This is a genomic window from Pseudomonas sp. CFBP 13710 (assembly GCF_014842235.1).
Classification (GTDB): domain Bacteria; phylum Pseudomonadota; class Gammaproteobacteria; order Pseudomonadales; family Pseudomonadaceae; genus Aquipseudomonas; species Aquipseudomonas baltica.
In genome coordinates this window covers 1-18,663 of the sequence record NZ_JACYVJ010000001.1, presented here as the reverse complement: position 1 = coordinate 18,663, position 18,663 = coordinate 1, and the positions used below count along the sequence as shown (strand labels likewise).

Below are 18,663 nucleotides of genomic sequence, written 5' to 3'. Positions count from 1 at the left end.
GAGTGATGAATGCCTGTGATTGCTGCACACCGCTCCCTGCCACTGACTGCCCACCCCCTTCTTCCCGAGCTCAACGTGCTGAGCGGCCCCCATGCCGGTGCGGTCGTTGCGCTCGAAAGCAGTGTCTGTCGCATCGGCGCCCATGAAGACTGCGACATCGTCCTGCGCGACCCCCAGATCCATGCAACCCATCTCACCGTGCACGTACACCGGCGCTTCCTGGCGATCGAGGCCACCGGCGGCGATGTCATGGTGGGCGAGGTGCGCGTTGCCCAGGGCCACGGCTACCGCTGCAGCCTGCCGGTGCAACTGAGCGTTGGCCACACCGCCCTGCGCCTCTCGCATCCACCCGGCAGCGAACCACCGCGCTCGGCAGCAACCGCTCGCTGGGCGCTGCTCGCCATGGCGTGCCTGCTGATCGTTGTCGGCTACCTGTGGCGGCCATGGACCGAAGCAGCCCCAGCGCTGGCCATCGACGGCGCTGCGCCGACTGCCGAAGCCCGGCCTGCAATCGCCAGCGCACAGCCTCAGGCACTGGCTGCGCTGCGCGAGCGTCTGGATCAAGCCGGCCTGCAACCGTTATCCATCGACACCCAGGGCAACACGCTGCGGGTCAGTGGCCTGGTCGACAGTGATCAGCGCACCCGCTGGATCGAGGTACAGAGTTGGTATGACCGGACCTGGGGCAATGCGCCGGTGCTGCGCAACGACGTGCTGCCAGCACCGCCGCTGGTGCCGCCGCGGGTGCATTTCCAGGCGGTCTGGCTGGGCCCGCAACCCTATGTGCTAGGCGAGCGCGGCGAACGCCTCTACCCCGGTGCGGCGCTGGCCGATGGCTGGGTTCTGCAGCGTATCGAACACGATCGGCTGATTCTTGCCCGCCAGGGCAAGGAATTCGAGTTGACCCTATGAATCTGCGGGCCAGGCGGGAGCCAGCGGCATGAAAGTCGAGGCGCGCAAAGGGCCCGAGCCCACGGCCGGCAGCCTGCGCAGCGAGCCGGTGCAACCAGCCGCCGCCAGTGCCGCGACGGCTACCCGCGAGGCCTTCGAGAAAGCCATTCGCAACCGGCGTGCCGATATCGGCAAGTCGCTGCGCGGACGGCTCGAGCAGCTGACTCAGGTTCAGGTTCAGGACCCGACGATATTCAGCCCGCACCGCACCGCGCAGATTCTCCAGCACCTGATCGATGTCATCGTGCCGCACTTGGGCGCTGATGCGGAAACCGAAGCGGTGGCGCTGGCGTTGCTGCACGAAGAGATGCAACTGCAGCGCGACACCGAGGCTCACCTGGAAGCCGGCGCTGACCATGACGGCTGACCGCGAACTGCCAGGCGAGATGGACATGATCCCAGCGGCGCCGTCGCCGCGTGACTGCGCCCAGTGGCTGCACAGCCGCGGGCAGTCGTATGCACGCAGCGGCCAGGAGCGACGTGGCCTGACCTACCTGTTGATGGCCTATCGCATCTGCCCGGACGACATCCATATCCTGCGCAGCCTGATCGCCTTGTTCACTCAATCGGGTGACGGACGCCGGGCGCTCAATGCGCTCGACTACCTGATCGGCCTGGAAGGCGAGCACCCGTGCCATGCGCTGCTGCGCAGCCGCGCCCTTTGGGTCAGCGGCGATCATGCCGGCGCACGCGAGTGTTTTTCCCGTCACCTGCTGGGGCCTGCCCCGCCAAGGACTTCGAACCCATGAACCTCGCCCCACTCAACCGCCTGGCGCTGTTGGCATCGCAGCGCAGTGACGTGGTCATTGCCGCCTTCATGATGCTGGCCGTGGTGATGATGATCATTCCGTTGCCGACGATCATGGTCGACGCGCTGATTGCGGTGAACATCGCCTTCAGCCTGCTGGTGCTGGTAGTGGCGTTCTACGTTTCGCGTTCGGTGGATTTTTCCGCCTTGCCGCCGATCATCTTGCTCAGCACCCTGTTGCGCCTGTCGCTGTCGATCACCACAACGCGCTTGATCCTGTTGCAGGGCGACGCCGGCGAGATCGTCGCGGCCTTTGGCGAGTTCGTGATTGCCGGAGAGGTGGTGATCGGCCTGGTGGTGTTCCTGATCATTACCGTGGCCCAGTTTCTGGTGATCACCAAGGGCGCCGAGCGGGTCGCCGAGGTGGCCGCACGCTTCACCCTGGACGCCATGCCCGGCAAGCAGATGAGCATCGACAATGATCTGCGCAACGGCGATATAGAGCCGGCGCAGGCCAAGCAGCGGCGCTCCCTGCTGGAGCGCGAGAGTCAGCTGTACGGGGCCATGGACGGGGCCATGAAGTTCGTCAAGGGTGACGCAATCGCCAGCCTGGTGATCCTGTTCGTCAATCTGCTCGGCGGCATGGCCATCGGCATGGCCAAACGCGGGCTTTCGTTCAGCGAAGCCAGCCATACCTATTCGCTGTTGACCGTCGGCGATGGTTTGATCGCGCAGATCCCGGCACTGCTGATCGCGGTCGCCGCCGGCATCGTGGTGACCCGCGTTGCCAGCGATGACGACCAGGACCTGGGCAGCGAGATCATCGGCCAGCTGGGCTCTAACCAACGCGCGTTGACCCTGACCGCCGTTATCCTGCTGGCAGTGGCGTTCATTCCCGGTTTCCCTGCGTTGGTCTTCGTGTTCATCTCGGCGATTCTGGGTGCCGCCGCTTGGGCCTTGCACCGGCGCCAGGCGCGCTATGCCCTGACCCAGAGCGTGCCCGCCACGGCAATCGATCAGTCAGGTGCAGCCGGTGCAACCGCTTCGGTGGAGCGCTTGCCGGAGCCGGTGGAGCCCGAGCGGCGCATCATGCTGCGGGTCGGCCAGACCCTGGCCCTGCACCTTACTGCGGACGAACTGCGCGAGCATGCCGAGGACGCGCGCCAGGCGGTGATGCAGCAACTGGGCATCGAGCTGCCCGAGGTGGGAACGCGGATCGATCCCGGTATGGCCGCCGATCAGTTCGCGGTCCTGCTCGAAGGCATTCCGATCAGCGCCGGTCCGTTGCCTGCCGCCCACCTGTGGGTGCGCGACGATCCGCTGCACGTGCAGTTGCTCGACGTGGAGCCGCAGTCCGCCATGGCCTTGGTGGGTCGCAGTGACACGCTGTGGGTCGACCAGGTTCACCGCGAGGCGCTGGAACAGGCCGGCATCGGCTTTCATGGGCTGGAACAGGCGCTGGGGGCGCACCTGCAGACCGTGTTGACGCGCTACGCTGCGGACTTCATGGGCATCCAGGAAACCCGCCGCCTGCTCGACCGCATCGAAGCCGACTATCCGGAGCTGGTGCGCGAAGCCCTGCGGCACACTTCGCTCCAGCGTCTGGCGGACATCCTGCGCCGCCTGCTCGACGAGGGTATCGCCTTGCGCAACCTGCGTGGCCTGCTCGAGGCCTTGGTGGAATGGGGCCCGCGCGATCTCGAACTGCATGTACTGAGCGAACACGCCCGCGGCGCGCTGGCACGTCAGATCTGTCATCGCTACGCCGACGAGCACCGGGTCATCGCCGCCTTCGTCCTCGCCCGACCTGCCGAGGACGCGATTCGCCAGGCGCTGCGGCGCACCGAAGCAAGCCGCAGCGTCGGCCTGCCGGAAGCGCTCGGCCAGGCGCTGCTGGAGCAATTGCGTCAAGCGTTCAACCGCACGGACGACGACTTTCAAGTGGTGTTGATGGTGTCGGCCGATCTGCGCCGCTATCTGCGCCAGTGGCTGGTGCGCCACGACCTGGAAATCCCCGTGCTGTCCTATCAAGACCTGACCCGAGAATTCACCTTGCATACATTGCGCTCCATCGCCCTGCCCGGCAGCCCTGCGGCTGCGCTTGCTGCTCCCGATGCAGGAGTCCTGGCATGAACCAGCTGTCGATGCCCACCCGCCGGCTGCGTGGTCTGCTGCGCCGAGTGCCGTGCGCCGGCGCATGGCTGGCGCTTGCGCTGGCCGGGCCGGCACAGGGGATGAACTTCGATCCGGCGCCCAGTGAAACGGTGCAATTGAGCGTGGGTGAAGGCCGCATCCTGCGCTTTGCCGCGCCCGTGGAATCGGTATTCATCGCCGACAACGCAATAGCCGACATTCGCATCGTTTCGCCCGGCGTAGCCTATGTGTTCGGCAAGACGGACGGCCAGACCAACCTGATTGCCCTGGACGCCCAGCAAGCCTCACAGGGTAGCGTGGGCGTGAGCGTCCGCCCGCCGATCGGCACAGCGCTGCAGCAGCACAACCCGGACAATCAGGTGCAGGTGCGCAGCCAGGGCAAGCGCTTGCTGGCCGACGGTGCGGTGGCCGACATCGACAGCGCCATCGAACTCAACGCCTTGCTGGTCAGCAGCGCAGCGGCGGGCGTGCCGCCGATCAACGCCGCGACCTATAACGGCTCGCCCCAGGTCAATATCCGTGTGCGCTTTGCCGAGGTCTCCCGCGAGCAGTTGCTGCGCTACGGGGTCAACTGGAATGCCCTGATCAACAGCGGCTCGTTTTCCTTCGGCCTGATCACTGGCGGCCCGCTGGCCAGTTCGGCAGTGGCCGGCGCTACCAACCTGTTGTCGGCCGGGTTCAACTCCAGCAGCGCCAGCGTCGATGTACTGCTCGACGCCTTGCAGAGCAACGGCTTCCTGGAAATCCTCGCGGAACCGAACATCACCGCGCTGAGCGGGCAGACCGCCAGCTTCCTGGCCGGTGGTGAGATTCCCGTGCCCGTCCCGGTCGGCAACCAGTTGATCGGCATCGACTACAAGTCGTTCGGCGTTTCCTTGGAGTTCACCCCGACCTTGCTGCCCAACAAACGCATCGGCCTGCAGGTCCGGCCGGAAGTCAGCAGCCTGTCGACCACCAGCCAGGTACAGATCAGCGGGTTCAGCGTCCCCAGCTTCCAGGTCCGCCGGGCCGACACTCGGGTCGAAGTCGGCAGCGGGCAGACCTTCGCCATTGCCGGGCTGTTCCAGCGCAGCAGTTCGCAGGACATCGACAAGCTGCCGCTGCTGGGCGACGTGCCGGTGCTGGGCAATCTGTTCAGGTCCAAACGCTTCCAGCGCAGTGAAACCGAACTGGTCATCCTGATCACCCCCTACATCGTCGAGCCGGTGGCCGATCGCAGCCTGGCCATACCGCTTGACCCTGCCAGCGACAACCCGGCCTGGCGGCTGGCGGGAGGCAACGTTGCGCTCACCGCCCACACGGAGTTCGGCTTCTATGTGGACTGAACCTGTGGGGCGTAAACCTGCGTGGACTCATCGTCGATGGATGGCCTGCTGCAGAACATTGGCCTGTGTCGCGTCCCTGCTGATGCTTGGCGGGTGCGCCACCGAACTGGACACCGCGGACGACTCCGTGGATTACTTGCAGCTGCGCGACGATCCGTCGACGGGCGCTGCGCGCACCGTGCCGGCAGCGTGCACGGGTGCCGATAACATCGCAGGCCGCGCGCGCTTGCCGCTGGGCTGTGCCAATGCCGTGAACCTGCAGCGCATGGTGCAAGACATCCGCGACCTGCACCAGGGGCAAGCCATGGGACCGACCCTGGCGGCGCCCGTGGGTCGCGCTGCGCAACAGTACCTGCTTGGGGAAACGGCTGATCTGGAGCGCAGGCGCGAGTTGGAGCGTGAACGTCTGGCCGCGCCGGCGCCCTGAGATTCAGCGCGCCTGGCGCGCGAGAATGCCGAGGGCGCGAGCGCGGTCGGCCGGATCCTGCAGCACCTTGATGGCCCGTGCCTTGCCGATCAACGCCATCCGCTCGCTTTCGCTCAGGTCGGGCAGTTCGGCAGCAATGCGCTGCTCCTGGCCGGCCAAAGTCAGCACCAGCAGTTGCTGACGCAGGTGACTGGGACGTGCCAGTGGCGAGCGGACCACCTGTGCCATGCGCTCGACGGCCTCGTTCGGCTGACTGCCAAGCGCATGAGCCAAGGCCAGGTTGGTACTGATATCCAGGTTCTGCGGGTCCAGCTCATGGGCCTGGCGCAGCGCGGCGATGCCCTGCGCCTGCCGGCCCGCGAGCATCGCGGCAGTACCCAGGCGATTGTAGGCAGTGGCCGTGCCGATCAGCGGTGCTGCCTGCGCCAGGGTGTCACTGGCGCGACTGACTTCGCCGCTCTGCAGCAACGCGGTGCCCAGGCCCAGCAGCGCCCGCGGCTCCTTGCTCTGGTTGACCAGCACGCCACGAAAAGCCCGCGCCGCGCCTTGAGGATCGCCGCTGGCCAAACGCGCTTCACCCAACTGCAACATGACCTCGGGCGCCTCCTGGGACAGTACGGCGGCACGCTCATAGAGCGCCACTGCCGAAGAAGGATCGCCGCGACGATCGACCTCGGCCGCCAGTTGCATCAATCGCGCGCCGTCATCGCTGGGCGGTGCCTGCGTGGCGCAGCCGCCCAACAGCACGCAGGCCGCCGCCAGTACCGTGATCGGCAGAGACTTTCCAGGTCTTGAAAAACCCACTACACCCCTCCCCCTGAATGCTGACAAAGGGCTGAGTGAACCCTACCCAGATGACAGTCCGGTGACAACACGCACTTGCATGGGGTGCAAGGCTTGCAGTGCGTGGCGCGTTTGCCGACCGTCACAAAAACGCAAAGTGCGCGCGGCTACACTCGGCCCGTTCAATCAATCGGCAGGAACGCACAGCGCATGAGCCAGCACGGCCCAGACATCATTGCCAGATCCAGCCAGCGCTCGCCCGGCACGCCGGGGCTGCTCAGCGTATTGGTGATCCTGGGCATGCTGGCCGGGCCCAGCGCCTGGGCCACAACCGATGCTGCGCCGGCCTGGGCTGCGCAACCCTATCCGTACCTCATCATCGACCAGGATGTACGGGGCGTGCTGCAGGAGATGGGCAGCAACCTCGGTATCGCGGTGGTCATCGCCGACGCCGTCAAGGGCAAGGTTCGCGGCAAGGTGCGTGGCGACAGCGCCGCCGATTTTCTCGCCGCGTTGAGCACCGCCAACGGGCTTGGCTGGTACTTCGATGGCAGCACGCTGTTCGTCGACAGCGCCAACGACACTGCGGCGCGCACCTTCGACACCGGCACGCTATCGGCCGCTGCGGTTCAGGACGCGCTGGCCCCGCTGCTTGCCGGAGGCCCGCGCGCCCGGCTGAGCGTCGATGCCAACGCGCGCACGGTGCGCGCGGCCGGCTCGCCAGGCTACCTGAGCCTGATCGACGGGCAACTCGCCGCCCTGCGACCGCCCCTGCGCCGCACGGCCGCTACCCAACCTGCGGCCGGCAGTGTGCGGATCTTTCGTGGCGGCGCCGAGACCCAGGTGGTCTCGGGCCTCAACTGAGTTCACCCCGCCTTCGGGCTCACATGCAAGGAGAACGACCATGGCTACAAACGCTATCGATCCGAACCTCGATCCCTCTGCCGGCACGGACGGCGAAGCGCAATTCAACGCCGCGCTGGACAGCTCCACGGAACTGAGCGACGCCGAGTTCACCGATCAGTTGGTCAGCGGCGCGGTCACCGTGGCCGGCCAGATGATCATCATGCCCAAGGCCAACGAAATGCTGAATGAAGCGATGTCCGACGAGTGATTGCGTCGCGCTGAACCTTCCCATCGTCGAACAGGAGCCTGACCATGCTGCCCATTGCCGCCACCGCCGTACCGGCACAGCCACCCATCGCCGATGCAGTGGGCACCGGCCAGGTATCGCAGAACCTTTTCGAGCACATGGCCCGGCAACCCGCCGTCGCACCCACCGGCACCAGCCCCGCGCAGTTGGGGGCCGGTGTTCTGGACAACCTCGACGGCTTCTTTAATCGCACACAGCGCTTCGCCGAGCGCGCCGCCGACCTCGGCGCCAGACAGAGCGACCCTGCGGCGGCCGGTCACCCGACCCCGGCGCAGGCCGCTGCCGACCCGCAACTGCAAAAAGTCGTGGAATCGTTGAGCCTGATGTTCGATCACTCCATCGAGACGCAGATGGTGGTGCGCGGTGCCACCCAGGTGTCCGGCGCCGCCAACACTTTGCTCAAGGGTCAATGATGAACCTTATGCCTCTCCCGATACTGCAGCGCACGACACGCCGCCTGCTGGCCATCGTCCTGCTCGCCTGCCTGATGCAGGGCTGCAAGACCCAGCTGTACACCAATCTCAGCGAGCGCGAGGCCAACACCATGGTCGCTGCGCTGTTGCACGAAGGCATCCCCGCCGACCGCGTGGTGCAGAAGGACGGGCGCTTGACCGTCAACGTGGCGCAGGAGCGCTTTGCCGAAGCCATGGCGATCCTGGAACAGGCCGGCCTGCCGGAGCAGACCTTCGCCAGCATGGGCGAGGTGTTCAAGAGCAACGGTCTGGTTTCGTCGCCTACCCAGGAACGCGCCCAGCTGATCTACGCGTTGAGCGAGGAACTGGCGCACACCGTATCGCAGGTCGACGGCGTGGTCTCGGCCCGAGTCCACGTGGTGCTGCCGGACAACGACCTGCTCAAGCGCAACATCACCCCCTCTTCGGCCTCGGTGTTCGTACGCTACGAAGCCGGGCTGGACATCAATGCACTGATACCGCAGATCAAGACGTTGGTCGCCAATGGCATTTCCGGGTTGGGCTACGACGGCGTCTCGGTCATTCCCGTGCAGGCCGCCGCCCGCGAGCGCGCACGCCAGGCACCCGCGTTTTCCTCGGTCATGGGTATCTGGGTGCTGGACAGCAGCCAGACCCGCGCTGCAACCCTGTTCGGCGTGATGTTGCTGGCCATCGTGGCGCTGGCTGGGGTGCTGGGTTATGTGCTGTGGCAAGCACGTCAGCCGCGCAGCTACGCCTTGGTGGACGCCACATGAACGCAGCGGAACGCACGATCGCCGCAGCCGAGCATGAACGCCGCTGGCAAACCTTTACCGCCCGCCCCCTGCACAACGTGCACCGGGCACGTCTGCAGGCCTGCTTCGACAACCTCGACCTGCCCGCCGCCACCCTGGACGCGATGCTGGCCCAACCACGCCTGCGCGAGCGGCTGACGCGCATGCTGGAGCGACGCTTTGCCTTGCAACCCCTCGAGGCGCTGCACGCCCCGGCGGCCGAGGATGTCCCGGTGGCCACCCTGGACAGCGCGCAACTCAGGCAACTGGCGCGTCGCTGCGGGGTGGTGTTCTGGGCCGAGGCGCTGGTTCGGGAAATTCGCGCACCGGCAGTACGTGCGCTGCGCGAGCACTTCGGTGATGCGCTGTTCGAATTGGCCCTGGCCGAACATGCCTTGGCTTGCCCGCTGGCCAGCCACGAGCTGCCGGCTTCTCTCGAGGAACTGGACGCTGTGGTCGAACGAGATGGCCAGGCCTGCGTCAACGCCTGGCTGGCCGAACAACCTCGCGCACTGGCCGCCTGGTACCGATTGAAAATCGATGACCCGGCCGCCGCCACGCCGATTACTCCGCGCATCGAACAGTACGGGCCAATGATCGTGCGGCGGGTAGTGCGCAGCGATCCGCCGACCCAGGGGGCCATGCATGAGTGAAGCCAGCCCATTGCCAACCCCTGGCAGGCGCATCGTGCGCGCCGACGAAGCTGCGCACTGGATCGACGGCCAACGGTATTTGCAGAACGCCCGCGAGCAGGCCCGACACCTGCTCGAGCTGGCCGAGCGGCAGGCCCAGGACCTGCGCACTGCCGCCCGCGCCGAAGGACTTGCCGAGGGCCAGGCGGCGGCGGGTCGACAGCTGGTCGAGACCGCTGCAGGCGTGGAGCGCTATCTGGCCTCGGTGCAGGTGCAGCTGGCCGAGCTGAGCCTGACATTGGTTCGCCAGGTACTCGACGACCTCGACGCCGCGCCCCTGATCGCGCAGTTGTGCCAGCGCGCCCTGCACGACTTCCGCGACCAGCAGCAACTGACCCTGCGCGTGCCGCCGGCTCAATTGGCGCCGGTCACGAGTTTGCTGGACGGGCTGCTCGGCGTGGTGCAGGTGCAGATTCAGGTTCAGGGCGATGCCAGCCTGGGGCCGCGGCAGGCCACGCTGTCGAGCCCGGCCGCGCTGGTCGACCTGGACGTCGACGAGCAGTTGCGCGGCCTGCGCTTCGCCCTGGGTCTGCCAGCCGCCCCTGCCAGCAGCGGATCTGCCCGGTGAGCGCGGTACTCGACAACGTGCTGCCAGAATTGCTCGCGCGGGCCACGACTGCCATACCAAGACCGATGCGCGGCAAGGTGCGGCGGATTCGCGGAATCATGGTCTACGCCAGCCTGCCAATGGCCCGCATCGGTGAGCTGTGTTACCTGCGCGATCCCCTCGACCAGCGTCTGGTCGCGGCCCAGGTCATCGGTTTCGAAGGCGACGAAGCCTTGCTCACGCCGATCGGCGAGCTGCAAGGCATGTCCACCCGCTGCGAGGTGATTCCCACCGGCGCGCCCCTGAAGGTCAGCGTGGGTGAGCATCTGCTGGGACGGGTCATCGACCCGCTGGGCCACTTTCTCGACGGCCCGGCGCCGCCTCGGGCGCCGGGGCCGGCACGTCACTACCCGGTGCATGGCGAGCCGCCGGCGGCGTTCTCGCGCAGCCTGATCGAGCAGCCGCTGGCCCTGGGCATCCGCGCCATAGACGGCCTGCTGACTGTCGCCCGTGGCCAGCGGGTGGGCATATTCGGCGAGCCGGGGGTGGGCAAGTCGTCGCTGCTGACCAGCATCGTGCGCGGCACCGCCGCCGACGTCATCGTGCTGGGATTGATCGGCGAACGTGGACGTGAAGTACGCGAATTGCTCGACGTCCAGCTCGGCGCGCAGGCCCGCGCACGCACCGTCGCCGTGGTCGCTACCTCCGACCGTCCAGCCATGGAGCGGGTCCAGGCGGCCCACGTGGCAACCAGCATCGCCGAATACTTTCGCGACCAGGGCCTGCATGTGCTGCTGTTGATGGACAGCATCACGCGCTTCGCCCGCGCGCAGCGCGAGGTCGGCCTGGCAGCGGGCGAACCGCCGACCCGGCGTGGCTTTCCACCTTCGTTGTTCGCCGCCCTGCCGCGCCTGCTGGAGCGCGCGGGACCGGCCGCGCGCGGCAGCATCACCGGCCTGTACACGGTCCTTACCGAAGGCGACGGCAGCCAGGATCCGGTGGCCGAAGAAGTCACCTCGATCCTGGACGGGCACATCGTGCTCAGCGCCGCCCTGGCGCAGAAGAACCACTTCCCGGCCATCGACATACTGCGCAGTCGCAGCCGCCTGATGGACGCCGTGGTGCGGCCGCTGCAACGCCAGAGCGCGGCGCAGATTCGTCAGTCCATGGCGCTGTACGCCGATGTCCAGCTGTTGTTGCAGGTGGGCGAGTACAGCGCTGGCAGCGATCCGCAGACCGATGCGGCCATCGCGCGGCAGGGGGCTATCGAGCGATTCCTGTGCCAGCAGGCCGACAGTTGCAGCGACTATGAACAAACCGTGCGTGCGCTGCTCGAGTTGCTCGAGTGACCGGCGCCGAGCGCCTGCAGGCGCTGCTGCGACTGCGCGAGTTGCGCGAACGCAAGGCACGGATGGCTGCCGCCCGCCAGGCGCGCAGCCGCGACGAGTTGGAGCAGCGGATAGAAACCCTGACCCAGGCGCACTGCCTGCACAGCGAAGCCTTGGCCCGCCGCGACGCACGCAACGGCGCGGCGCTGCTGGGTGAAGTCGTCGATCATTGGCAGGTCCAGCGCTACCAGCAGCAGGCATCCGAGCGGGTTCACCTGGATCGGCAGTTCGCACAGCAGCTGCAAGCCCTCAGCGAGCAACGGACCCAGGCGCACGCTCACCTGGAAACCCTGCGGCAGCAGCGTCAACAGCACCAGCGACAGTGTGAGGCCATGGCCCAACTGCTGGCACAGGAAGTCCGCCAGGTCCGCCTGCGCGCGCAGGGGCACGCCGAAGCGGAAGCAGAAGATCGGCCCGGCCGCGTGCCCCATGGGTGACGTCCGCCCGATCCGCCCCGCGCAGGCGTCGCCAGCGCCGGTGTTGCCACAACAGGTGCTTGCGCATTTCCCCCGGGTCGATGCCACTGCCTGGGAACTGATCAATCAATGGTTGCACCCGCGCGCCGTCATCGAGTTCGCGCTGGGCGGTCACGCCTGCCAACTGGCCGTGCGCGCCTGGCCCGAGGCGCTCGACGACCGCCTCGACGTCGCCTTCAGCCTCGGCCAGGACGCGGGCGTTCTGTACCTGCCCATGGGCTTGCTGGACAGTGCGTTTGGCACCGAAACGAGCACCAGCCTGCAACAGGCCTCCCCGGAACAGCGTTGCCTGCTGCTCGAGTACCTGCTGCTCGACCTCGTCGAAGCCTTGGAAAAACTGACCACCCAGCCCCTGCAGTGCGTTCCTGAACCGACCGCGGAGAATACGTTGCCGGTGCGCCTGGGATTGGCCGTCAGCCAAGGAGCGTGGCACGCCACCTTGGGTCTGGCGCTCGACCTGGGCGCCGCTCAACGTCTGTTGGCCCTGCTCGATACCCAGGTACCACGCGTGCCGGAGCACCCTGGCTGGCTACCCCTGCGGGTGTCGGTCGCCTGCGGCTGGCAGCGGCTGTCCCTGGACGAACTGCACAGCCTGGCGCCGGGCGATGTGGTCATGCTCGATCGACCTTGCGAAGGCGTGCTGGTAAGTATCGCCGAGCGCCTGCACGCGTTTGCCACGCTCATCCTCGGCGGCCTGCGCCTGGACGATTCACCGTCGCCGGCTTCCTTTCCGTTCCTTTCGCCTTCCTCAGGAGAATCCACCATGGCGCAATCCCCCGATCACCTTGCAGCGCATTTGCCCGTCACCCTGGTCTGCGAAGTCGGGCACCTCGAGGTGACGGTGCAGACCCTTGGCGCACTGGTCTGCGGCAGCGTGTTGCCCCTGCCGGACCGAGAGGGTCAGCAGGTCATGCTGCATGCCAATGGCAAAGCCTTCGGCCAAGGCGAACTGGTCACCCTGGGCGAAGGCCTGGGGGTGCGCTTGACGAGCCGTGCAGCCCATGAATGAGCTGCAACCCAACCTGATCGAAATCATCATCGTGGTCTCCACCATCGGCCTGGTGCCGTTGGTGGTGGTCACCATGACCGGCTTCCTGAAGATCTCCGTGGTGCTGTTTCTCATCCGCAACGCTTTGGGCGTGCAGCAGACGCCGCCCAACCTGGTGCTGTACGGCATCGCGCTGATTCTCACCGTCTACATCACCACGCCGCTGGTGGGGGAAATGCTCCACCGCCTCGAAGCCCAGCCCATCAGCCTGCAGAGCGTGGACGGCATTCGCGAAGCCGGCGACGTGCTGCGCGCACCGTTGCAGGCGCACCTGTCGCGCTACGCCAATCCGGATGAGCGCGCGTTCTTTCTGCAGGCGACCGAGAGCATCTGGTCGGAGGAAGCCCGCGCCGATCTTCGCGAAGACGATCTGGTGGTATTGATCCCGGCGTTCGTCAGCTCCGAGCTGACCCGTGCCTTCGAGATCGGCTTTCTGCTCTACATCCCGTTCCTGGTGATCGACCTGATCGTCTCCAACATCCTCATGGCGATGGGCATGATGATGGTATCGCCGACGCTGATCTCGATCCCGTTGAAGATCTTTCTGTTCGTGGCCGTCAGCGGTTGGTCGCGCCTTATGCACGGACTGATCATGAGCTACGGCGCATGAACGTCGACCACCCCCCCCTCGCGAGGTAGCAGTCATGGGCCAGGACATCTTCCTGACAGTGATGAAAGACGCGCTGATGACCGTATTGCTGCTGTCGGCGCCAGCCTTGCTGGTGGCCATCGTGGTCGGCTTCGGCGTTGGCCTGGTGCAGGCGCTGACCCAGATCCAGGACCAGACCCTGCCGCAGGCGATCAAGCTGGTCGCGGTCATGCTGGTGCTGCTGGTGCTCGGTCCACTGCTGGCGAGCCAGGTGGTCAACCTGGCCGGGCAGATGCTCGACAACTTTCCCGCGTGGACACGTTGACGGTGGCCCATGCTCGGTGAGCAACTGACAGGTTTCTTCGACCTCGCCTACCCCCTGCTCAGCGCCTTCGGCATGGCCGTGGCCCGCGCCCTGGGCATGATCATCATCACCCCGGCGTTCAATCGGCTGGGCCTGACCGGCATGATCCGCAGCGCGGTCGCGGTGGTGGTGTCGATTCCGATCGCCCCGGACATCTTCATCGCCCTGGCAGGCGAGCAGGCACCGTCGACCCTGATGTTGATGGCGCTGCTGATCAAGGAAATGGTGATCGGCGTGGTCATCGGGTTGATCTTCGGTATCCCGTTCTGGGCCGCCGAAGTCGCTGGCGAGCTGATCGACCTGCAACGTGGCTCGACCATGGCGCAGCTGCTCGATCCGCTGAGCTCGGGCGAATCGAGCGTCACCTCGACCCTGCTGAGCATCACTTTGATCACGCTGTTCTTCATGTCCGGCGGGTTCACCCTGATGCTCGACGGGCTGTACCGCAGCTACCAGTTGTGGCCGGCACTGGCGGCGGCGCCGGCACTGGGCGAGAACAGTGTCATGGAGATCGTGGGCGTGCTGGACAAGGTCATGCAGACCGGCGTGCTGATGATCGCCCCGGTGGTGATCGCCATTCTCACCGCCGACCTGCTGCTGGCCTACCTGGCCCGTATGGCGCCGCAGTTGCACGTGTTCGACCTGTCACTGTCGGTGAAGAACCTGCTGTTTTCGTTCCTGATGGTCGTCTATGTCAGCTTCATGATTCCCTACATGCTCAGCCAGCTGGGCGCGATGCGCGGCTGGTTCGACGTGGTCGAGTCGACGGTGCAGGCCGGCCTGCAGACAGGTGCGCCGTGAGCGAGCAACCCAGCGAAGAGAAGTCACTGCCCGCCTCGCAGAAGAAGCTGCGCGATGCGCGCAACAAAGGCCAACTGCCAAAGAGCCAGGACATGGTTACCGCCATGGTCATCCTGACCTGCAGCCTGTACCTGATCAGCGTCGCCGAAGGCCTGCAGCAACGTTGCATGGCCTTCGTCGAGCTGGTTGCCCAGGTCTGGAGCGAACCGTTCGCCAGCCTCTGGCCACGGGTGCAGAGCACTGCGGTGGACCTGCTGCTGAGCGTCACCCTGCCGCTGCTGGCGGTGACGGTGGTGACCGTGGTGCTGAGCAACCTGGTGACCATGGGCGGCCCGGTGTTCAGCGCCGACCCGATCAAGCCCGAGTTCGAGCGCATCAGCCCGGTCGCGGGGTTCAAGCGCATTTTTTCGCTGCGCAGCCTCATCGAGTTGCTCAAGGGGCTGTTCAAGCTCGGCGCGTTGACCGTCGCCTTCGTCCTGGTATATCGCGCCGGCATGCAGAGCCTGATGCAGTCCTCCGGCTGCGGCGCCGAATGCGTACGGGCCTCGTTTTTGCAGATGTTCCAGCCGCTGCTGGCCACCCTGATCATCGCCTTTTTGTTGGTGGGCGGGCTGGACGTGCTCATGCAACGGTGGCTGTTCGGCCGGGAGATGCGCATGACCAAGAGCGACCGCAAGCGCGAGACCAAGGACAGCGACGGCGACCCACTGATCCGCCAGGCACGCCAGCGCCAGCGCAAGCAGATGCATGCGCTGGCCACCAAGCGCGGGCTGCACAACGCCACGCTGGTGATCGGCGAAGCGGGCCAATGGGCGGTGGGCCTGCGCTACATCCGCGGCGAGACACCGGTGCCGGTGATCGTCAGCAGGGCCGATGGGCAGGAATCGGCGGCGATGCTGGAACAGGCACGCGCGCTGGGCATCGCCCATGCCGTGAACGCGCTGCTGGCGCGTCGCATTGCCGTGCGCGCGGCCGGCGACGCGGTACCGGATGCCACGTTCCAGGAAGTGGCCGACATCCTGGTCGGTGCACGGTTGATCTAGGCGGTGACCCAAAAGTTAAACACTCGGGCTGTACGGTGGACATTCGGCGGCTGTCTCGCTGTCGCGCCGCGCTCATTCACCTCACAAGGAAGCAAGCCGATGACCGATACCCTTCAGCCTGCCACGTCGACCGATCCGGTCGCACCGCAAACCAGTCCCGAGCTGACCTTCGATGCCTTGATCGCGATCGCCAAGAGCATCGCCCAGCAGCAGCCCAAGCCCCTGCCCATCGAGAACCCCGCAACCCGGGAGATGATCGAGCTGCAGGAAAAACTGCACGACGCCAGCGTGCTGCGCACTGAAGAGGCGCCGAGCCTGGATCAGGTACGCACCATCGAACGTGACCCCAGCAACCCGGACGTGCTGATGGTGTACAAGAATGACGACAGCGTGGTGGTGGTTACCCGCGAGTTGACTCCAGAGGCGTTCGATACCCTGGACGACATGGGCAAGACCCTGGACGGTATCAAGACCAGCGAAGACGAAGGTTACCAGCAGGTCAAGGACAACCCGTTCACCGACGCCGACATCGACGGCGCGACCATCGGGGTCAAGGACGAGGTCGGTCCGGGCCTGGTTCGCGCCGAGGTGTTCGATGCCGACGGCGGCAGTCGCAAGGTCATCGTTTCCAAGGAGAGCAATCCGCAGCTGTATGAACGCTTCGTGGCCGTGGATGAAGGCCGCCGCAACGACGACGGCAAGATAGACGATGCGCGCAAGGAAGCCGACCTGCCGGCCATGAGCGAACTGGATGTGGGCAATCTGGAGACCGGCACGGTCGACCCCAACGATGCGAACCGCAAGCTCACCGTCAGTGAGCAGACCTGGCAGAACCTGATCGCGCAATGGAAAACCGGCGTGGAGGACGGCAGCATCGGCAAGGATGACGACCGCGCCAAACTCTACACGGCGTTGCGCGCGCAGGCCGCCAGTGACGGCGGGCTGGACATGGTGGTGCTGGACATGTCCATGGGCCAGAGTACCGCCAAGGTCAGCGGCGACGATCTGTCGTCGATCATCGACCGAGTCAAGGTCGACGAACGCACGGCCGAACTGTTCGGCGCCGAAAGCGTGCAGAAGGATTTCCAGGCGCAGCAGGCCAAGTCCCTCGACGCCCTGCCGGACAAGACCGCGGTGCGTGAAAAGCTTGAAAGCATGGCGTTCTCCGAAGACTACTCGCGCTACATCGCCGACCTGAAGAACAGCGGCAAGGAAGGCCTGGCCGAAGCCGACATCAGCAAGACCTACGCCGCCCTGGCCGCCTTCGATCCAGAAAAGGCCGCCCAGTTTTCCCAGCACATGATGATCGACGCGACCACCATGGACCTGGACAAGCTGCTGGCCGATCCGTCGGGAATCAACGACCAGAACACGGCGCTGGCCACCCAGGATACGATCAAGACGCTGCTGACGGCCTTGAAGAAAGGCGGCGTGGACATCCCTCGACGTACCGTGGAAACCGAACGTTTCGTCCAGGAATTTCTCGGCAACAAGCAAACCGCCAAAACCTTCGCCAGTGCCTTGAAGGAACTGGGTGCCACGTTCAGCCAGAACGGCACGGTGACCCAGACCGATATCGAGAAGGTCATGGGCAAGGACGTCTACAAGACCCTCGGCGAAGGCGCCCATGGCAGCATGCTGCGCACCCTGAGCGAGCTCAACGGCAACGGCGTGCTGGGATCGGCCGGCGGACTGATCTCGCTGGCCTCGGGTATCTATCAGCTGGTCGGCAAGGGCGGCAGCCTGGCCGATACCCCGGAAGAGCGGCTAGCCATCGCCAAGGACATGGTCAGTGTGCTCGGCGCCGGCCAGCACTTCGTCAATCTGGGTTCCAATATCGTCGACAGCGTGCGTGGCACTCAGGTCAACCAGATGCTAGGCCTGGACAAGTCGCTGCCGCAGATCTTCGGTAAGGACCAGCCTCAGGGTGGCGGGCGGCCGTTCAGTGTGGTGGAAGGCGATCTGAAGAAGCTGTTCGAGGACTTCAATGCAGCCGTCGATGCAGCGCCGATCGACGACAAGAAGGAGCTGGCGGAAAAGCTCAACCTTTCCGAAGACAACATGAAGACCTTGACCGAGGGCTTCCGCGACGGCTTCGCCAAGAATCCCGGGCTCAATGGCAGCACGCCCAGCACCCGCGCGGTTTCGGCATTCCTGCGGATCATGGACGCCGGCGCCAATACCTTCACCGGTGTGGCCGATCTGGTGCTGGGCGGCCTGAAGATCAAGAGCGGGCTCAACAGCAACGACCAGACGGTCGTCGCACAGGGCGCGATCACCGTGGCCGCCGGGGCCTTCAACGTAGCCGGCGGGGGTGCGCAGATGGCCGCGCTGGTGGGTTCCAACGTGGCCAGGGCGTTGACCGGGCCACTGTTGTGGGCCGGTGCTGCCCTTACCCTGGCGCTGACGCCGTTCCTGATCGTCGAAGACATCAAGCACAACAACCGCATGGATGACCACCGCGATGACCTGCAAGGGTTGTTTGCCGACCTGTCCGAGCAGGGCTTGCTGACCGAAGACGGCGACAAGCGCTTCGAATTCCTCGACACCTACATGTACAACTACGGCCAGCGCGACGCGCCCGACGATAAAAGCATCTTCGAGTATCGCGACGGCGAGTACGAGTTCTACGCCGAGGAAGGTCATCTGCCGGAAGAAGGCTTCGACGACGTCAAGCATGACGACTACAAGGGCGACGGCGAAAACCTCGACACCCGCCTGGACCGCGTAGGCTAATCGCGCACCGACCGCCCCTGCGCAACCCGTAGGAGCGGTCACCGGCCGCGAAAGCCGTTATGCGGTATGCCTGATGCACAGCAGCACCCCCTTCGCGGCCACGGACCGCTCCTACACTCGATCGCGCCCCCACTGTAGGAGCGGTCACCGGCCGCGAATGCCGTGACGCGGTATGCCTGATGCAACGCGGTGCGCCTTTCGCGGCCACGGACC

At 65.9% G+C, this 18,663-nt stretch carries 21 protein-coding genes; 20 read left to right on the top strand and 1 reads right to left on the bottom strand.

All coding sequences use genetic code 11. The annotated features are described in order from the left end of the window. Positions 1-9 precede the first annotated feature (9 nt). The 6 genes from IFT44_RS00105 to IFT44_RS00080 all read left to right on the top strand — a co-directional run bounded on the left by IFT44_RS00105 (position 10) and on the right by IFT44_RS00080 (position 5,605). Positions 10-912 carry a SctD/MshK family protein gene (locus IFT44_RS00105; protein WP_192102262.1) on the top strand — a complete coding sequence of 301 codons (903 nt, stop codon included), beginning with the start codon at positions 10-12 and terminating at the stop codon, positions 910-912. A 28-nt stretch (positions 913-940) separates the two neighbouring features. Then, positions 941-1,318, top strand: a complete 378-nt coding sequence (locus tag IFT44_RS00100) for a hypothetical protein (RefSeq protein ID WP_192102263.1) — start codon at positions 941-943, stop codon at positions 1,316-1,318. Continuing rightward, a complete protein-coding gene (locus IFT44_RS00095; RefSeq protein WP_244652060.1) occupies positions 1,308-1,700 on the top strand; it encodes a tetratricopeptide repeat protein in 393 nt (130 codons plus the stop codon). The genes IFT44_RS00100 and IFT44_RS00095 overlap by 11 nt, the downstream gene beginning before the upstream one ends. Beyond that, complete coding sequence (sctV, locus tag IFT44_RS00090; RefSeq protein ID WP_192175196.1) at positions 1,697-3,832, top strand: type III secretion system export apparatus subunit SctV; 2,136 nt, start codon at positions 1,697-1,699, stop codon at positions 3,830-3,832. Before IFT44_RS00095 ends, sctV begins: the two co-directional genes overlap by 4 nt. Before the next feature lie 101 nt (positions 3,833-3,933). Then, positions 3,934-5,178 carry a type II and III secretion system protein family protein gene (locus IFT44_RS00085; protein WP_192175488.1) on the top strand — a complete coding sequence of 415 codons (1,245 nt, stop codon included), beginning with the start codon at positions 3,934-3,936 and terminating at the stop codon, positions 5,176-5,178. A 127-nt stretch (positions 5,179-5,305) separates the two neighbouring features. Then, positions 5,306-5,605 carry a hypothetical protein gene (locus tag IFT44_RS00080; protein WP_192175195.1) on the top strand — a complete coding sequence of 100 codons (300 nt, stop codon included), beginning with the start codon at positions 5,306-5,308 and terminating at the stop codon, positions 5,603-5,605. 3 nt (positions 5,606-5,608) lie between these two features. Here the strand turns inward: IFT44_RS00080 and IFT44_RS00075 are convergent, their stop codons facing one another. Further along, entirely contained in the window at positions 5,609-6,409 is an 801-nt protein-coding gene (locus IFT44_RS00075) for a tetratricopeptide repeat protein (RefSeq protein ID WP_192136583.1), read from the bottom strand. A gap of 189 nt (positions 6,410-6,598) precedes the next feature. On the opposite strand from IFT44_RS00075, the gene IFT44_RS00070 reads away from it, so the two are divergent. The 14 genes from IFT44_RS00070 (at position 6,599) to IFT44_RS00005 (ending at position 18,450) form a co-directional block, all read left to right on the top strand. Next, the gene (locus IFT44_RS00070; protein WP_192136582.1) at positions 6,599-7,252 is read left to right on the top strand and encodes a hypothetical protein; all 654 of its coding nucleotides are present in this window, start codon (positions 6,599-6,601) and stop codon (positions 7,250-7,252) included. Positions 7,253-7,292: 40 nt separating this feature from the next. After that, a complete protein-coding gene (locus IFT44_RS00065) occupies positions 7,293-7,502 on the top strand; it encodes a hypothetical protein (protein WP_122796789.1) in 210 nt (69 codons plus the stop codon). Positions 7,503-7,546: 44 nt separating this feature from the next. Continuing rightward, positions 7,547-7,954, top strand: coding sequence for a hypothetical protein (locus IFT44_RS00060; RefSeq protein WP_244652059.1), 408 nt, complete (start codon positions 7,547-7,549; stop codon positions 7,952-7,954). Positions 7,955-7,962: 8 nt separating this feature from the next. Continuing rightward, the gene (gene sctJ / locus IFT44_RS00055; protein WP_192103554.1) at positions 7,963-8,748 is read left to right on the top strand and encodes a type III secretion system inner membrane ring lipoprotein SctJ; all 786 of its coding nucleotides are present in this window, start codon (positions 7,963-7,965) and stop codon (positions 8,746-8,748) included. After that, entirely contained in the window at positions 8,745-9,419 is a 675-nt protein-coding gene (locus IFT44_RS00050; protein WP_192175194.1) for a type III secretion protein, read from the top strand. The genes sctJ and IFT44_RS00050 overlap by 4 nt, the downstream gene beginning before the upstream one ends. Beyond that, positions 9,412-10,026 carry a FliH/SctL family protein gene (locus IFT44_RS00045; RefSeq protein WP_192175193.1) on the top strand — a complete coding sequence of 205 codons (615 nt, stop codon included), beginning with the start codon at positions 9,412-9,414 and terminating at the stop codon, positions 10,024-10,026. The genes IFT44_RS00050 and IFT44_RS00045 overlap by 8 nt, the downstream gene beginning before the upstream one ends. Further along, complete coding sequence (locus tag IFT44_RS00040; protein ID WP_446730928.1) at positions 10,023-11,354, top strand: FliI/YscN family ATPase; 1,332 nt, start codon at positions 10,023-10,025, stop codon at positions 11,352-11,354. The genes IFT44_RS00045 and IFT44_RS00040 overlap by 4 nt, the downstream gene beginning before the upstream one ends. Beyond that, on the top strand, positions 11,351-11,830 hold the full coding sequence (locus IFT44_RS00035) for a hypothetical protein (RefSeq protein ID WP_192175192.1): 480 nt from the start codon (positions 11,351-11,353) through the stop codon (positions 11,828-11,830). The genes IFT44_RS00040 and IFT44_RS00035 overlap by 4 nt, the downstream gene beginning before the upstream one ends. Then, positions 11,823-12,878 (top strand): type III secretion system cytoplasmic ring protein SctQ, encoded by a 1,056-nt coding sequence (sctQ, locus tag IFT44_RS00030; RefSeq protein ID WP_192175191.1) that lies wholly within the window; start codon positions 11,823-11,825, stop codon positions 12,876-12,878. The genes IFT44_RS00035 and sctQ overlap by 8 nt, the downstream gene beginning before the upstream one ends. Then, positions 12,871-13,527, top strand: a complete 657-nt coding sequence (sctR, locus tag IFT44_RS00025) for a type III secretion system export apparatus subunit SctR (RefSeq protein ID WP_122796795.1) — start codon at positions 12,871-12,873, stop codon at positions 13,525-13,527. The genes sctQ and sctR overlap by 8 nt, the downstream gene beginning before the upstream one ends. Positions 13,528-13,561: 34 nt before the next feature. Beyond that, a complete protein-coding gene (locus IFT44_RS00020; protein WP_122741901.1) occupies positions 13,562-13,831 on the top strand; it encodes an EscS/YscS/HrcS family type III secretion system export apparatus protein in 270 nt (89 codons plus the stop codon). Positions 13,832-13,840: 9 nt separating this feature from the next. Continuing rightward, complete coding sequence (gene sctT, locus IFT44_RS00015) at positions 13,841-14,671, top strand: type III secretion system export apparatus subunit SctT (protein ID WP_185793648.1); 831 nt, start codon at positions 13,841-13,843, stop codon at positions 14,669-14,671. Then, entirely contained in the window at positions 14,668-15,714 is a 1,047-nt protein-coding gene (locus tag IFT44_RS00010; RefSeq protein WP_192175190.1) for an EscU/YscU/HrcU family type III secretion system export apparatus switch protein, read from the top strand. Before sctT ends, IFT44_RS00010 begins: the two co-directional genes overlap by 4 nt. Before the next feature lie 99 nt (positions 15,715-15,813). Beyond that, positions 15,814-18,450, top strand: a complete 2,637-nt coding sequence (locus IFT44_RS00005) for a hypothetical protein (RefSeq protein WP_192175189.1) — start codon at positions 15,814-15,816, stop codon at positions 18,448-18,450. The last annotated feature ends 213 nt before the right edge of the window (positions 18,451-18,663 follow it).

Bases quoted from the DNA above. Each gene is read 5' to 3' on its own strand.
- IFT44_RS00105 (WP_192102262.1), top strand. From the start codon at position 10: ATGCCTGTGATTGCTGCACACCGCTCCCTGCCACTGACTGCCCACCCC.
- IFT44_RS00100 (WP_192102263.1), top strand. From the start codon at position 941: ATGAAAGTCGAGGCGCGCAAAGGGCCCGAGCCCACGGCCGGCAGCCTG.
- IFT44_RS00095 (WP_244652060.1), top strand. From the start codon at position 1,308: ATGACGGCTGACCGCGAACTGCCAGGCGAGATGGACATGATCCCAGCG.
- sctV (WP_192175196.1), top strand. From the start codon at position 1,697: ATGAACCTCGCCCCACTCAACCGCCTGGCGCTGTTGGCATCGCAGCGC.
- IFT44_RS00085 (WP_192175488.1), top strand. From the start codon at position 3,934: ATGAACTTCGATCCGGCGCCCAGTGAAACGGTGCAATTGAGCGTGGGT.
- IFT44_RS00070 (WP_192136582.1), top strand. From the start codon at position 6,599: ATGAGCCAGCACGGCCCAGACATCATTGCCAGATCCAGCCAGCGCTCG.
- IFT44_RS00065 (WP_122796789.1), top strand. From the start codon at position 7,293: ATGGCTACAAACGCTATCGATCCGAACCTCGATCCCTCTGCCGGCACG.
- IFT44_RS00060 (WP_244652059.1), top strand. From the start codon at position 7,547: ATGCTGCCCATTGCCGCCACCGCCGTACCGGCACAGCCACCCATCGCC.
- sctJ (WP_192103554.1), top strand. From the start codon at position 7,963: ATGCCTCTCCCGATACTGCAGCGCACGACACGCCGCCTGCTGGCCATC.
- IFT44_RS00050 (WP_192175194.1), top strand. From the start codon at position 8,745: ATGAACGCAGCGGAACGCACGATCGCCGCAGCCGAGCATGAACGCCGC.
- IFT44_RS00045 (WP_192175193.1), top strand. From the start codon at position 9,412: ATGAGTGAAGCCAGCCCATTGCCAACCCCTGGCAGGCGCATCGTGCGC.
- sctQ (WP_192175191.1), top strand. From the start codon at position 11,823: ATGGGTGACGTCCGCCCGATCCGCCCCGCGCAGGCGTCGCCAGCGCCG.
- sctR (WP_122796795.1), top strand. From the start codon at position 12,871: ATGAATGAGCTGCAACCCAACCTGATCGAAATCATCATCGTGGTCTCC.
- IFT44_RS00020 (WP_122741901.1), top strand. From the start codon at position 13,562: ATGGGCCAGGACATCTTCCTGACAGTGATGAAAGACGCGCTGATGACC.
- sctT (WP_185793648.1), top strand. From the start codon at position 13,841: ATGCTCGGTGAGCAACTGACAGGTTTCTTCGACCTCGCCTACCCCCTG.
- IFT44_RS00005 (WP_192175189.1), top strand. From the start codon at position 15,814: ATGACCGATACCCTTCAGCCTGCCACGTCGACCGATCCGGTCGCACCG.